At 48.8% G+C, this 13378-nt stretch carries 14 protein-coding genes; 4 read left to right on the forward strand and 10 right to left on the reverse strand.

Annotation, left to right across the window (positions count from 1 at the left end; genetic code table 11):
- Positions 1-181 precede the first annotated feature (181 nt).
- The gene (locus L0156_12155; GenBank protein MCI0603752.1) at positions 182-673 is read right to left on the reverse strand and encodes a hypothetical protein; all 492 of its coding nucleotides are present in this window, start codon (positions 671-673) and stop codon (positions 182-184) included.
- A gap of 203 nt (positions 674-876) precedes the next feature.
- Between L0156_12155 and L0156_12160 the strand changes: the two genes are divergently transcribed.
- Positions 877-3198 carry a protein kinase gene (locus L0156_12160; GenBank protein ID MCI0603753.1) on the forward strand — a complete coding sequence of 774 codons (2322 nt, stop codon included), beginning with the start codon at positions 877-879 and terminating at the stop codon, positions 3196-3198.
- Positions 3199-3255: 57 nt separating this feature from the next.
- Positions 3256-3960, forward strand: coding sequence for an SIMPL domain-containing protein (locus tag L0156_12165; protein ID MCI0603754.1), 705 nt, complete (start codon positions 3256-3258; stop codon positions 3958-3960).
- Here L0156_12165 and L0156_12170 read toward each other — a convergent pair.
- The 4 genes from L0156_12170 to L0156_12185 all read right to left on the reverse strand — a co-directional run bounded on the left by L0156_12170 (position 3957) and on the right by L0156_12185 (position 6270).
- Entirely contained in the window at positions 3957-4838 is an 882-nt protein-coding gene (locus L0156_12170) for a DUF4349 domain-containing protein (GenBank protein ID MCI0603755.1), read from the reverse strand. The two genes, L0156_12165 and L0156_12170, sit on opposite strands and share 4 nt — an antisense overlap.
- A gap of 314 nt (positions 4839-5152) precedes the next feature.
- Positions 5153-5443, reverse strand: coding sequence for a lipid-A-disaccharide synthase N-terminal domain-containing protein (locus L0156_12175; GenBank protein ID MCI0603756.1), 291 nt, complete (start codon positions 5441-5443; stop codon positions 5153-5155).
- Positions 5444-5446: 3 nt separating this feature from the next.
- Complete coding sequence (locus tag L0156_12180; GenBank protein MCI0603757.1) at positions 5447-5593, reverse strand: UBP-type zinc finger domain-containing protein; 147 nt, start codon at positions 5591-5593, stop codon at positions 5447-5449.
- Between the two features lie 101 nt (positions 5594-5694).
- On the reverse strand, positions 5695-6270 hold the full coding sequence (locus tag L0156_12185) for a helix-turn-helix domain-containing protein (protein MCI0603758.1): 576 nt from the start codon (positions 6268-6270) through the stop codon (positions 5695-5697).
- A 107-nt stretch (positions 6271-6377) separates the two neighbouring features.
- Here L0156_12185 and L0156_12190 point away from each other — a divergent pair, with 107 nt between their 5' ends.
- A complete protein-coding gene (locus tag L0156_12190; GenBank protein ID MCI0603759.1) occupies positions 6378-7967 on the forward strand; it encodes a Rieske (2Fe-2S) protein in 1590 nt (529 codons plus the stop codon).
- A gap of 7 nt (positions 7968-7974) precedes the next feature.
- Here L0156_12190 and L0156_12195 read toward each other — a convergent pair whose 3' ends face one another.
- Entirely contained in the window at positions 7975-8931 is a 957-nt protein-coding gene (locus L0156_12195) for a hypothetical protein (protein ID MCI0603760.1), read from the reverse strand.
- Between the two features lie 153 nt (positions 8932-9084).
- Complete coding sequence (locus L0156_12200; GenBank protein MCI0603761.1) at positions 9085-9804, reverse strand: glycosyltransferase family 2 protein; 720 nt, start codon at positions 9802-9804, stop codon at positions 9085-9087.
- A gap of 44 nt (positions 9805-9848) precedes the next feature.
- On the opposite strand from L0156_12200, the gene L0156_12205 reads away from it, so the two are divergent.
- On the forward strand, positions 9849-11372 hold the full coding sequence (locus tag L0156_12205) for a glycosyltransferase family 39 protein (protein ID MCI0603762.1): 1524 nt from the start codon (positions 9849-9851) through the stop codon (positions 11370-11372).
- A gap of 92 nt (positions 11373-11464) precedes the next feature.
- Here the strand turns inward: L0156_12205 and L0156_12210 are convergent, their stop codons facing one another.
- Genes L0156_12210 through L0156_12220 form a run of 3 tightly spaced genes read right to left on the reverse strand, consistent with a single transcriptional unit; the run spans position 11465 to position 13273 of the window.
- Positions 11465-11908, reverse strand: coding sequence for a TPM domain-containing protein (locus L0156_12210; protein ID MCI0603763.1), 444 nt, complete (start codon positions 11906-11908; stop codon positions 11465-11467).
- Complete coding sequence (locus L0156_12215) at positions 11908-12666, reverse strand: TPM domain-containing protein (GenBank protein ID MCI0603764.1); 759 nt, start codon at positions 12664-12666, stop codon at positions 11908-11910. The genes L0156_12210 and L0156_12215 overlap by 1 nt, the downstream gene beginning before the upstream one ends.
- Positions 12667-12679: 13 nt before the next feature.
- Positions 12680-13273 carry a LemA family protein gene (locus L0156_12220; protein ID MCI0603765.1) on the reverse strand — a complete coding sequence of 198 codons (594 nt, stop codon included), beginning with the start codon at positions 13271-13273 and terminating at the stop codon, positions 12680-12682.
- Positions 13274-13378: the final 105 nt, after the last annotated feature.

The raw sequence follows: 13378 nt of genomic DNA on the forward strand, positions 1-13378 counted from the left end.
AAAGAGGAAAAGATAAAAGAAGAGACGACTCCATTGCATGACGATCCTCCTAATTCGGGATCCTGCTTTGCTTTTTCTACTAATTCATTCGAAATAACACAGACAGCAATCCTCATGCCATGCGGGTTGTCCTCTAAAATCTGGTTGCTTAGTTCGGAAAAATGAAGGGGAAGGATTTGAACTACATACTTTTTTGGACGTCCCTTAAATTCATCTTCATGATTTCTTTGAACTCTTTCAATTCGATTTCAGCGAGTGTTGAATCCGGTTTGAGGGACAAAACTGAGTCTGTAACGACGTGGGCGGCGTTCTGATTTCGCGTTGAAATTCTTATGAAGTTGCTGTTTTCAACCGAAAAAAAGAAGGGTTCCATAAAACTCTGACCGTTAGCGGCAGCCTTGATGTACTGGAGCTCATAGGCATCCGACCCCCTGGACCAGATGGAAAGAATTTCCTTTTTCTTTGCACCCAGACCGCAAGAGTAGATTGTCGCCAGCAGGCTTCGGTCCCCATTTCCCAATTGATAGGACTTTTTTAAAGAGAAACGATTCTGAGCTTGAATTGCCGAAGCGTTTTGTTCCTCCACGCGGTAACCGCCTGTCGTGGTTCTCGCAAACTGTGACAGGGCAATCAACATCGCAAACAAAATGGCAACGGATAGGATTTTTGGCATTGCTCTCTCCAGTACATCTGTATTAGTAAGAGGCTTGACACGCGAAAAGTCAGTCTAAATCAGGCAAGCACCTTGTAGGAGAATGGCAGATTCTTGTGTAACGAAGAACGCTAGGGGTGACCGTAGTGACTCCCGCCATTCTGAGTTCAGTGGAAGGATTTGAAGCGACAGGTTATTATTTCGCCTTTACACTTAACAGCAACATGGACAAGATTGGACGTTATCCGATTGTTAAAAAGCTGGGATCCGGGGGAATGGGTGAAGTGTTTCTGGCACAGGATCCTCTGCTGGATCGCAAGATTGCCATCAAAGTCCTTCATGAAGAATTTGTTTCTGACCCGGTGCGCCTGGCGCGTTTCAAAAAAGAAGCAAAAGCCGCATCTTCGCTGGAACACCCGGGCGCTGCTGCCATCTACGAGATCGGAGAAACGGAGGGCATTCACTTCATTGCAATGCAATATGTGGAAGGACTCACGCTGGGTGAAAGAATTTCGACAGAAAAGCCTTCCTTCGTTCGCATCCTGGATTGGGCGATTCAGATTTGTGAAGCGATAGGGGAAGCACACAGAATGGGGATCATTCACCGAGATCTGAAGCCACAGAACATCATGATCACGCCTCAGGACCAGGTGAAGATTCTGGATTTTGGGATTGCCAAAACGACTCATCGCCAGCAGGTTGCCGATCCCATCACCGATACCGGCGTAATTATCGGAACCGTTCAATACATGAGCCCTGAGCAAGCGCTTGGAAAACAGATCGATCCGCGCTCCGATATTTTTTCCATCGGTGTTTTGTTGTACGAAACCGTAAGCGGCCACCTGCCTTTCCGCGGTGACAATTCCACAGAGACTTTAAAAAAGCTTTTGCAGGATCCGCCCGAACTTTTTACGCGAACCAATTCTTCAATCCCCCTTGAATTTGAGCGCATCATTCTAAAGTGTTTGGAAAAAGAACCTGTGGCGCGCTATCAATCGATTCAAGAGCTGCTCGCGGATTTAAGGAATCTGAAAGCGGAAAGGGGCGGTGAGCGACCGACCACTTCTATGGTTCGTCCTGCTCCAAAGTCACGCAGCTGGTGGGCCGGAATGATTGCGCTGCTGTTCCTTGCTTTTGCAGTCATCTTCTTCTTTCAACAAAAGAACCACGATATCCAGTCGCTTGCCGTATTGCCCTTTGTCAATGAACGGTCCGATCCTGATCTGGAATATCTCAGCGACGGAATCACGGACGAAATCATCAACAAGCTTTCCCAGGTGCCGCAATTGAAAGTTTTATCGCGCGGAACCGTATTTCGCTACAAAGGAATCGAAGTGGATCCACGCAAAGTAGGAAAGGAGCTCAGTGTGGATGCTGTCATTACGGGAAACTTTTCAAGGCATGAGGATCAGCTCCGCCTGACAGTCAGCCTTGTACGAACCGGGGATGGCAGCCAGATCTGGGGAGAGCTCTACACCAGGAATCTTTCTGATGTTCAAACATTGGAATCGCAGATTTCGAAGGATATTTCCGAAAAACTTCCACAGAAATTGACAGGGGAAGTTCGGGAACAAATTTCAAAACAATATACTGCCGATACCGTTGCTTATCAGCTCTTTTTAGAAGGCCGTTTTCATTTAAACAAAAGGACACGCGAAAATTTTCAGCTGGCGATTCAGAGTTTTCAGAAAGCGATCGCGCGGGATCCAAACTATGCTGCGGCTTACGCCGGCCTGGCCGATGCATTCATTCTGCTTTGCAACTGGGGTTTCCTGCCACCCGATCAAGGTTTTCCCAAAGCCAAAGAAGCAGCCGCGCAAGCACTTTCTCTGGATAAGACGCTTGCAGAAGCGCACACTTCGATGGCTTTTATTCTTTCAACCTATGAGTGGAAGTGGCGCGAAGCCGAAAAGAGTTACTTAACTGCGGCGTCTTTGAATCCGAACTATGCAACTGCGCATCAGTGGTACGGACTTTGTTTGACTTTGCAGGGACGTTTCGAAGAAGCGATGCGGGAAATACGATTGGCGCAACAACTGGATCCCATGTCGTTGATCATCAACGCGAATGCCGGCTATACACTGTATTTTGCTCGCGAGTATGAGCAGGCCATTAGCGAACTCGAAAAAGTCAGAGAACTGGATCCCAACTTTCCGCTAACATACCAGATCCTAGGCTATATTTACGGCCAGCAGGGGAGTCCCGCAAAGAGCGTGGAAGTGCTCACCAAAGCCGTTGATCTGGCCCCTGACAATTTGAGCTTCGAAGCGGACCTTGCCTGGGCTTATGCACTGGCAGGGGAAGCAGAAAAAGCGCAGCAGATGCTGGACCAGCTTCTCAGAATTTCGATCAACACTTATGTTCCACCTTTTCATCTGGCAGGGATTTGCGTTGGTTTAAAGGATAATGACTGCGCTTTGGAATGGCTTGAAAAAGCTTATCAGCAGCATTCGGATCAAATCACTTATATTGGAAAAGATCCCCGTTTTGATCCCTTGAGGAGCGATCCAAGATTTCAGGATCTCCTCCGCCGCATCGGCTTGTGACAGTTTGTGGAAACCGCGCCCACTTTTGCTTAGTGTTACTAGGGAACGGAGGTGGTAATGAACATGTGGATATTCGCGATTGTTCTTGCAATGGTGCCGTTGCTGTTGAGCGCGCAGGAAGCGGCAAAGCCGGCTACGGCAATGATTCAAGTGGAAGGGGAAGCGGTCGTGAAGACGAAGCCGGATAGGGCGCAGGTGGATCTTGGCGTGACCACGCAATCGCCGGATGCGAAAACCGCAGCCGCACAAAATGCGCAGAAACTGGATCGCGTAATTCAACAACTCCGGAGTCAGGTTGGTCAGAATCTGGAGATCAAAACGATCGGCTACTCCCTGTCTCCGAACTACGTTTATCCGCCTCAGGGTGGCGAGCCCAAGATTACCGGATACATAGCAAACAACGTAGTACAGGTACAAACGGATGATTTGGTCCAGGTGGGTCGGGTGATCGATACCGCAATCAAAGCGGGTGCAAACAATGTTCAGGCACTCCGGTTTTTGTTAAAGGACGAGGGTGCTGTCCAGTCAGAAGCCTTAACAGAAGCCGCCAAGAAAGCGCGCAACAAGGCGGATGCGCTTGCGGGCGCGTTAGGAGTGAAAATTGTTCGGATCCTCCATGTCACGGAAGGAGGGGAGCCGGTGGTTCCGATTCAAGCGCGCACATTTGCGATGCAGGAGGCAAAGATGGATGTTGCAACTCCTGTAGAACCCGGGACATTGGAAATCCAGGGAAAAGTCACTCTTACTGTTGAAATTCATTAGGCAGCTTCGACTGATTTCCGGTTCCTTCTGATATTACGGAACGCAAACCGCGCTATATAAAATAATCCAATCGCGGGTATCATCCACGGCAGAATCACGATCAATAGAATCGCGCCTTCCTGCGTGGCGGACCAGAGCGCGTTGATCGATTCTTGTGCCGAATCGATAGCCCGACGAACGAATGTAGGCTTTTGAGGCGGAACGTAAATCGACTCTACCTGGACTTGAATGGATAGTGTTGCGAGGCTTGTGAGCGCATCGTAATAACGTAATTTTCCTTCCATCTGTTCGATTTGTTCGCGGATTTGATTGATTTTCTCTTCAACAAGAATCAGGTCCTGCAGCTTTCCGGTTTCTGATTTCAACATCTCCAGCAAACGGGTTTCAAAACGGCGCGCATTTTCCAGACGCGCTTTCAAGTCGTAATATTGCTCAGAAATATCCTCGGTCTGAATTTTTTCGGTGATCACCAATCCCTGTTCACGCAACCAGGAAACCACGGTGTGAAGTTGTTCAGGTGGAACACGCAGCGTAAGAGAGGCAGAAGAAACAACATCCCCACTTCTTTGACTTTGCACGTTGGAGACGTATCCGTTCATCATCCCAATCCGTTTTTGGAGAGCTTCAAAAAAACGTTCGTATTGCTTTACCTGAATCGTCACCTCGCCGGATTGAATAACTTTACGCGTAACTTCCGGTTTGCGCCCTCCATCCGAAACATATCCAAGTGCGACCAGTTGTTTCTCCTCTTCCGGAGAAGCCGGCTTTGCGAATTCTATTTGTGACGTTGTGACGGAATGCCTTTTCGAAGAACTCTTAAATGCGAATCCTGCGACCAGCAAAAGAATCGGAATGACAAGGATCCATAACTTTTTCATGAACCACCTCTACATAGACTGAACGCAGGATGGCTCTGAAAGATTTATGAGTAAAGGCAGGCTGGAAGCCGAGGTTGTTGAATAATTCGAAAGAGTCTGTTCGCGATTTGTAGCGCCCGCGAGACTGTCCCAAAAAGTCAAGAATTGCGGCGAGTTAGTGGGAGCGCGGGCATCCCTGCCCGCAATGAACTCGTCGAGCTACCATGTTTTTGCGGACTGGAAGTCCGCGCTCCAACTGACTTTTTGGACAGTCTCGCGGGCGTTACAAACCGCACAATTCGCGCTGCGGACCGAATTATTCAACAACCTCAGCCTTACGGTCCGTTATCTTTTTTCGACCATCTTTTCTTGTAGATCAACATGATGTTGCGAACATACACGATAAATCCCGTGGTCTGACCGAGGATGAACACGGGATCTCTGCGATGGATGGCATATGTCAGCAGGATGGATGCGCCTGCGAGCGAGAGGTACCAGAAAAACATCGGGATGTAGCTTTCTTTGCGGCGTTCCGATGCGATCCATTGAATCACGAACCGCATTCCGAAAATAATCTGACCCGCTAAACCGAAAGCGATCCATAGTTTTTCAGAAGTGATTGTCATGGGTCAGACGTAATCTTCGCACACATAACACCAGGTAAAAGACGAGTCTGATAGTGGTAGGGACCGAATGATCGGATGATTCGCGGCCATTGCGTGTTTGGTGTTGTGCCCTTGTTGTGATTCACAGCATCCAACATGGCCGCAGGTCATGCAAACTCTCAAATTAGTCCGTGAATCACAGGATTCACATTGATTGCCCAATGGTTGGACATTTTTGATATCACCAACGTGCGGGCAACTTCCTTTCTCTTTCATGCTTCCTCCATTAAACCCCCCGCCGGAGCGAGTGCTACCACGCTCAAGCAGATTGCTTTTTTGTTTCCTGTATTCGTATACGAATGCGCTTGATCGCCGGGAAAAGCGAGAACGTCTCCTTCCTGAACGCAGTAGCGCTTTCCTGCCACGTAAATCGTAACCTCTCCTTCGATGCATGTGAAATATTCTTTGGTGCCGGTTACATGAGGAACTCCACCCATGCGTCCGCCGGTTTCGATTTCCATTCTATCAATGAGCATGCCGGGGATCGGATCGGGCAGCAACCGGATTAACAAAGTGCTGCCGTGTCCTCGTTTGACCCGGCTGAGATCGCGGCTCTTGATCAGCGTGCAAATGGCGCGCGGCGGAGTTAACAATTCTTCCAAACTGACTTGCAAGGCGGCAGCGATCCGGGCGAGATTCGAGAGGGTTGGATTCCCCTCTCCCGATTCCATATGCGCGATGGTCGAACGAGGCACTCCAGCCAGTTTTGCAAGCTGTCCTTGCGTGATTCTTCTCTTTCCACGAAGCTCCGTCAGGCTATTCGCCAGATGCTGACTCACCGGTTTCAATGGATCACCTCTTTGCCAATAAATTAGCAAAGATGCTATCACATTGTCCAGACCGATGTATTGTAATCCATGTAGCGTGGGCGTCCCGCCTGCGCCGGAGGCCGACAATGTGGATTCAAACGGTACCTGCTGAAGAGCTGGAAAGGAAAGGGCGAGTTGTGTTTCGCAATGGCGCAAGACAATTTGCGCTGATGAAGTTGAATGGTCGCGTATTCGCGCTGGATAACCGCTGTCCGCATGAAGGTTACCCGCTCAGCGAAGGAACGGTCAATGTTCAGGATTGTGTATTAACGTGCAACTGGCATAACTGGAAATTTTCGCTGAACAATGGTGAGAACATCTCCGGCGAAGACAATGTCAATGTTTACGAAACCAGACAGGAGTCCGGCAAAGTTTGGATCCATGTTCCTGAAATACCGGAAGAGGTACTCCTGGACCGTTCGATACGACAGCTGAAAAAAGCATTCGAGAATCAAAGCTATGACCGGATGGTGCGTGAGCTCGTGCGCATGCATTTTCATAAGCTGGATCCGCTCCATGCGGTGCGAAAAGGGATGGAATGGTCCTGGCAAAAGTTGGAATACGGAATGGACCATGCTTATGCGGTTACTGCGGACTGGTTGGTTTTTTATCGCGAATTCACGGAAATCGATAAACGGCTCATCTGTTTGAGTGAATCCCTGGACTATCTTGCTGAAACATCTCTCCGTCAGCCGGAATTTCCTTACACAACGAACCGGATGGACTTCACAGAGGAAGCTTTCTTGCAGGCAATTGAAAGAGAAGATGAAGATGCCGCAATTGCAATGGTGAATGGCGCGCTGGCTGCCGGGCTGCATTTCAGCGAGCTGGAAGAGTTCTTTACTGACGCCGCTCTGATGCATTATCAGGATTTTGGCCATTCACTGATTTACGTCAGCAAGATTTCGAGGCTGATCGATTCGCTCGGAGTCGACATGGAACGATTTCTCCTTCCTTCACTTGTGCGATCCATTTGTTCTGCCACGCGCGAAGATCTAATTCCGGAATTCCGTAAGCTTTCCCAGATGGTAGGGGCAGGCCTTGTGCCTGCCCTTGCGGGCGACCACAAGGGTCGCCCCTACGATGACCTCTTCGGTAAATCCGTCGATTATTGTCTGAGCTGGGTTGTCGAAAAATCCAGCCACTCTTCGCCCGAAAAGATGTACGATGCCTTGCTGCAAACAAATGCAAAGAACCTTTTGCATTTTGACATGTCTTTTCAGTTCAATTACGAGAATAACGTTTCAACTAATATCGGATGGCTTGATTTTACTCACGGTCTAACTTTTGCGAACGCAGTTCGACTCCAGTGCACAAAGTTTCCGCGATTATGGAAACAGGGTCTGTTGCAAATGGCCTGTTTCAGCGGACGGAATCACAAGTATCTGGATCCAAATATCGCGGAAGAAGATTGGATGGTGCAGGATCGCGAAGAGTTTTTCCGGCAATGCATCGAACAGATTCTGGATCATGGGAAAAGCACTCCCATTTATGCCGCGCATTATGTGAAAACGTTTCTCGCTGTCCGAACAGAAGTGAATTTTGCCAGTGAAACATGCGCGAAGTATATGCTTGCAGGGCTGAACCGTTATTTCCACTCACCTTTGAAGGAAAAGCACGTACGAAGAACGGTCCTGCAGGCACTCGACCTGGTCGGCCTCGATTTCCGTATTTAACTGTCCTTCATAGTATGAAAGCACTGAATGTCATAATATCGACTGCTCCGATATCCTTTTTCAGGTTTGTCACTCGCAATTTCCAGTTTCCGTTGACGTTGAAACCAAACTTGACAGACTGGATGATTCCGGACTTAACATCGCTAAAAATCTTGGAAACAACGACCGAACCTGAAGGATTGATGAGCTCAAGTTTGAGTGCGGGTGGATTCAGCTTGGCGCCGCCCAACAAATCTGTTTCCCCTGTGATCCCGACACTCGCCTGTGGTGTCGATGCAGCACTGGAAATAGTAAATTGGAAATTTTTACTGGCACCGGGAAGAATTTTTACAGGGGCTGCGAATGAAGGTTTCGGGCTCACTGTCGCCAGAATTTGAGTTGGAATACTTTCGTTCGCGAGTGATCCAAATGACCGGCAAAATCCTCTAAGACTGTCGATTGCATCACCCACTCTTGCCTCAACTTTAAACAATCCTTCGGTAGCAGGACATGTTAAGCCGGATCGTGTTCCACCGTCGCCTCCGATGTTCATTGAGACATTGGGATGCGTCGCGCTTGACGTGAGGCAACCGAATCCAGCCAGACGATCGATGAAGTTTCCGGCATATAAATCCAAATCCTCAATAACTGCGCCGGAAGGGCAGCTTCGGCTATCGGAACTTACGCTGACAGTTGCAGCTTTTGCGGCAACAGCTTCCACAGTCTGTGTAGTAGAAGCTCCAGGTGTCGTTCCGTTAAAAGTCTGGCATGTAAACTTGATTCTTCGGACCAGATTGAATCCGAATGTGCCATCTTTTCCTCCTGTTGCGGAAACACCAACCATGAATGCGTTCGACCCGCAATCCATTATGACTGTCTGTTGGCCGCCTGAGCCGCCAACAAGCGAGGTCTGACCTGCCAGCGCATCCGCTGCAAACTGCAGAATGAGAATCATCAGCAGATTTGTAATTTTTGCTTTGATCATTTCTTGTTCCTCCCGAATCTCTCTCCCCCGGCAATCTTTGTGCCATCCCTAAGGAGTTTTTGATTAGACGAGAGAGCATAATGAAAGAGCAACTCACGTTGCGGAAAAAACAATCGTAGTTGCCGGAAATGAACCGCCAAGACGCCAAGGCGGTTATTCCATTTCTTCCATCCGGTAACTGAAGTGGCGCTGTTTCATCCAGCGCACGGCGAGCAAATCACGAAATGGACCAATGAGCCGGTTCCGCAGGTGGTATTTCGATTTTCCGTAAATTCTTTGCCTGTGATTCACGGGCATTTCCAGAATCCGGGCATTTTGCATTAGCAGAAGCGTCGGTAGAAATCTGTGCAACCCGTGAAAAAGCTTGAGGTTTTCTATATACGGGCGTTTGTATGCCTTCAGGGTGCATCCCGTATCCTGCCATTTTTCTTTCAACGTGAAATCGCGAATCCCGTTCGCAATCCGTGAGCTGATCCTTTTCAGGAATTTGTCCTTACGCCGGACCCGGATCCCAATCACCACGTCGTATTCAGGAATTTTTTCCAGTAGCTTCGGAATATCAGCAGGATCATTTTGTAAATCTGCATCCAGACTCACCACGACTTCTCCTGTGGCTTTGCGAAACCCTGCATCCAATGCAGTGCTCAATCCATAATTGCGATCCAATGAAATCACTCGCACAAATGGATACTGTTTTTTCAGTTCCAGCATTACGTGCTCTGTCCGGTCGGTGCTCCCATCATTGATCAGAATCACTTCCCAGCTTTTGGGACGCACAGGAAACGCGTCAGAGATTTCCTTCAGCAGTACCGGAAGGTTCTCTTCTTCGTTGTACGCCGGTATCACAAGGGAGAGCTTTGCGCCCGTGTCCATGGCGCTGAGTATTATACAATCTCGATGTGTTGCGAGCAGAAACAATGTACCGCGGGCGTCTCGCCCGCGGATTCCTTCTTTTTCTTCTCTACGTAGCATTCAGTTTGCTGACGCGAGGGCCATTCATTCCCGTTGAAATTCTTGACATGGATGAGGCTGCGCACGCAGTCGGATCCTGGACCTGGATGAATGGCGGTTTGCTTTATGAAGATTTCATCAACAACAAGCCGCCACTGTTGTATGTCTACTATGCGTTCGCGCAACTTCTTTTCGGAAAGGGATTGCTTGCAGTTCATTGGATGACGGCGTTGCTGGTGGTTCCCCTAACAGCGTTTGCCGTTTCGGCTTTCTTTGATCACGAAGGAACAGGAATTTCTGCGGCACTGCTCTACCTGCTTTACGGCGCTTCTTTTCTAGCACACGACATGCAATCAACGAATGCTGAGATTCTAATGGTGCTTCCAGGGGCCTGGGCGGTGGTTGTCGTTCGCAAAGCAGAAATGAGCCACAGCGAAGGGCGCATGTTTCTGGCCGGAATGCTATTTGGAATCGGTTTTCTTTTTAAGTATCAAATCGCGCTTGGCATTCTGGCGGTAGGGACCGCAGCCTTGCGGACTGGAAGTCCGCGGCCCGTAATGCAGGCTGGAAGCCTGCGCTCCCTAGTTTATCTCTTGGCGGGATTTCTGTTGCCAGCAGTAATTACAGTTTTGATTTTTTATCATGCAGGCGGGACAGAGTCGCTTTTCTATTGGCTATTCTGGAACAATTTACTTTACTCTGCGAATCCGATTTCCTGGTGGGAAGGAACCGGCCGGGCGGCATCCTACTTGCTTCCTTTTTTGCTTGTGACTTTACCTTTGTGGTGGTTCTGGCTCCGGTCACGAAAACTGTTTGATGATTACCGGCGCGCGTTGACGACAGGACTCGTCCTCATTTCGATTCCACCGTTATTCGTTGGCTTCCGTTTTTATCCGCACTACTTCATTCAACTGTATTTTCCGCTCATCATTGCCGCAGCGCCCGGAATTGTTGAGTCCGTTCGAAGACGAGCCGTTGTTGCGTATTCAGTCGCGCTGTGTTTGATCTGCACTGCGGTTAATGTCTATCTTTATTATGGAAACAACAACGTTTACAGGGAAAGAGATCCGATTTATCACAAAGTTGCGGAGCGTTTAAAAGCAGATCCGTGCTATCCGGGCGCGACTCTCTTTGTGTGGGGCTACGCTCCTGCTTTTTATTACTATGCAGGTTTGGACCCGGCTTCCCGCTTCGTTGTGATGGGGCAGGCGCGTTTAACGGGATATGTTTCCGGCAATCTGGGAAGTCTCGGTCGTCCTTCTTCAGCGGGCGTTCCGTTGCATTGGGATTGGCTTTTGTCCGATCTCCAGGAAAAACGGGCTACGTATGTGCTCGATACCGCGCCGGCCGCAATCTACAGATGGAACCGTTTTCCAATGGAAGAATTTCCGCGATTGCAAAATTACATCGCCGAGAATTTCGAAAGGATCGATGTTGTGGAAGACGTTGTGATTTACCGCAGACGTCAGTGTTCTAATCGTGGATCTTGATCTTGATCATAATCGTAATCTGAATCTGAATTCGTATTTCGATTATGATTCATGATTACGATTGCGATCAAGATTACGATCACGATCCACGATTAAAAAGAGGGCTCATTGGGAAGCTCGTTTATATCTTCCGGAGTGTATGGAAAATTGGCGCTCAACTTTTCCGCAAGCGATTGAATGGCTTCGCAAAGCGCGTCACAAGGTTTTCCCTCTTTAAATCCTTTTACAAGCTGATCACAGATGTTGCGCCAACCTTCCTGACCGATCACCTGATCGATGGCTTGATCTCCGAACACCGCCGCTTTGTGGTCTTGAAATGAAATAAGGATGATTACTCCGGTCCTGCCCCGTGTGGAAGTGATGCGCAGACTTTGCAACAATTCGCGGCACCTTTCGACCGGATCACCGGGACAATTTTTCTCCAGGCGAACCACGATTTCTGCAGCAGTTTTCTTTTCTGCATCTTCCACCGCGCTGATAATTCTTTTTTTTTCTTCTTCATTGAAGAATAATCGGGGTACTTCTTTTCTCTTCATCACCAGCTCCCGCTTGCGCCGCCACCGCCGGACGAACCGCCTCCGCCGCTGAATCCACCACCACCACCACCGCCTCCGCCGCCGGAGCCCCAACCGCCTCCGGGAAAAATGAACCAGTCGTCATCACTTCTTCGTCTGCGGCGTCCGTAAGTATCATGCGGCAAATACAGAGCCTGATTTCTAATTCGGTAGATGACGTAGAAAAAAATCAAAGTCAAAATGAAGATGGTGCCTGGTGAAAGCAGCTGACTTCCGGGTTCGTCCCGCCGTACGACCGGTTTGTATTGACCGGCAATCGCCTTCTGGATCGCGACCAATCCCGCGCGGATTCCGGAAGCATATCGGCCTGCGCGAAATTCCGGCGCGATTTCGTTCCGAATAATTCGCGAAGAAAGAGCATCCGTGAGTTTCCCTTCCAGGCCATAACCAACCTCGATTCGGATTTTTCTTTCCCGCAAAAAAATTGCCAGCAACACACCATTGTTGTCTACTTGTTGTCCGATTTTCCATCGCTCGAATAAACGATTTACATAATCTTCCAGACTTTCCTGCTCGAGTGAAGGAAAAATCGCAAGAACAATTTGATTGGATGTTTCTTCCTCATGCCGGCGCAGCATCGATTCGAGCTCCTCTTTTTCCTGCGAGCTGAGGATGCCGGCGTAATCATTGACGGGCTGCTTTGGCGGCGGCGGATACTCCAGCGAAAAGCTCCAGACTGGAAAACAAAGCAGTGTTGCAATCAGCAGGAACCGAAACAAAACGCTACCCCTTTTAGAACTCTACTTTCGGAGCTGTTTGAGCTTCAGGTGCCGCCTGGAAATAAGGTCGTTGTTGAAATCCAAACATCTTTGCGATGAAGGATGTTGGAAAAGTGCGAATCTTTGTGTTATAGGCCTGTGCAACTTCATTGAACCTGCGGCGTTCCACGGCAATCCGGTTTTCCGTGCCTTCCAATTGGCTTTGCAGCTCCAGAAAATTTTGATTTGCTTTCAACTGAGGATAATTTTCAGCAACAGCAAGGAGTCGCGACAACGCGGAGCTTAATTGCGACTGACTCTGCTCAAACTTCCTGAAGGTTTCCTGGTCATTGAGAATGTCTTTCGAAATCGTTATCTGACCTGCTTTTGAACGAGCTTCTGCCACGGCGATGTAAGTTTCCTTTTCAAAGTTTGCCACTCCCTTTACCGTTGCAACCAGATTAGGAATCAGGTCCATTCTGCGCTGGTATACGTTTTCCACCTGTGACCATGCCGCGCTCACCGCCTCCTGACTCTTCACGAGACCATTGTATTGGCTCACGCCCCAAAAAACAGCGATGACTGCCACGATGGCGACAATCGCAAGACAACCAACAGCTCTTCCCATTTTTGTCACTCCTTAATTCTCAAAATATATGCTTTTGCGCGAACTATGCTTGCCACGAAACATTTCTCAGTAAAAAACGTTATTTTATGGATAAGTGTTCTACAG

This window comes from bacterium (assembly GCA_022616075.1).
GTDB lineage: Bacteria > Acidobacteriota > HRBIN11 > JAKEFK01 > JAKEFK01 > JAKEFK01.

Bases quoted from the DNA above. Each gene is read 5' to 3' on its own strand.
- L0156_12155 (MCI0603752.1), bottom strand. From the start codon at position 673: ATGCCAAAAATCCTATCCGTTGCCATTTTGTTTGCGATGTTGATTGCC.
- L0156_12160 (MCI0603753.1), top strand. From the start codon at position 877: ATGGACAAGATTGGACGTTATCCGATTGTTAAAAAGCTGGGATCCGGG.
- L0156_12165 (MCI0603754.1), top strand. From the start codon at position 3,256: ATGAACATGTGGATATTCGCGATTGTTCTTGCAATGGTGCCGTTGCTG.
- L0156_12170 (MCI0603755.1), bottom strand. From the start codon at position 4,838: ATGAAAAAGTTATGGATCCTTGTCATTCCGATTCTTTTGCTGGTCGCA.
- L0156_12175 (MCI0603756.1), bottom strand. From the start codon at position 5,443: ATGACAATCACTTCTGAAAAACTATGGATCGCTTTCGGTTTAGCGGGT.
- L0156_12180 (MCI0603757.1), bottom strand. From the start codon at position 5,593: ATGACCTGCGGCCATGTTGGATGCTGTGAATCACAACAAGGGCACAAC.
- L0156_12190 (MCI0603759.1), top strand. From the start codon at position 6,378: ATGTGGATTCAAACGGTACCTGCTGAAGAGCTGGAAAGGAAAGGGCGA.
- L0156_12195 (MCI0603760.1), bottom strand. From the start codon at position 8,931: ATGATCAAAGCAAAAATTACAAATCTGCTGATGATTCTCATTCTGCAG.
- L0156_12200 (MCI0603761.1), bottom strand. From the start codon at position 9,804: ATGGACACGGGCGCAAAGCTCTCCCTTGTGATACCGGCGTACAACGAA.
- L0156_12205 (MCI0603762.1), top strand. From the start codon at position 9,849: ATGTACCGCGGGCGTCTCGCCCGCGGATTCCTTCTTTTTCTTCTCTAC.
- L0156_12210 (MCI0603763.1), bottom strand. From the start codon at position 11,908: ATGAAGAGAAAAGAAGTACCCCGATTATTCTTCAATGAAGAAGAAAAA.
- L0156_12220 (MCI0603765.1), bottom strand. From the start codon at position 13,273: ATGGGAAGAGCTGTTGGTTGTCTTGCGATTGTCGCCATCGTGGCAGTC.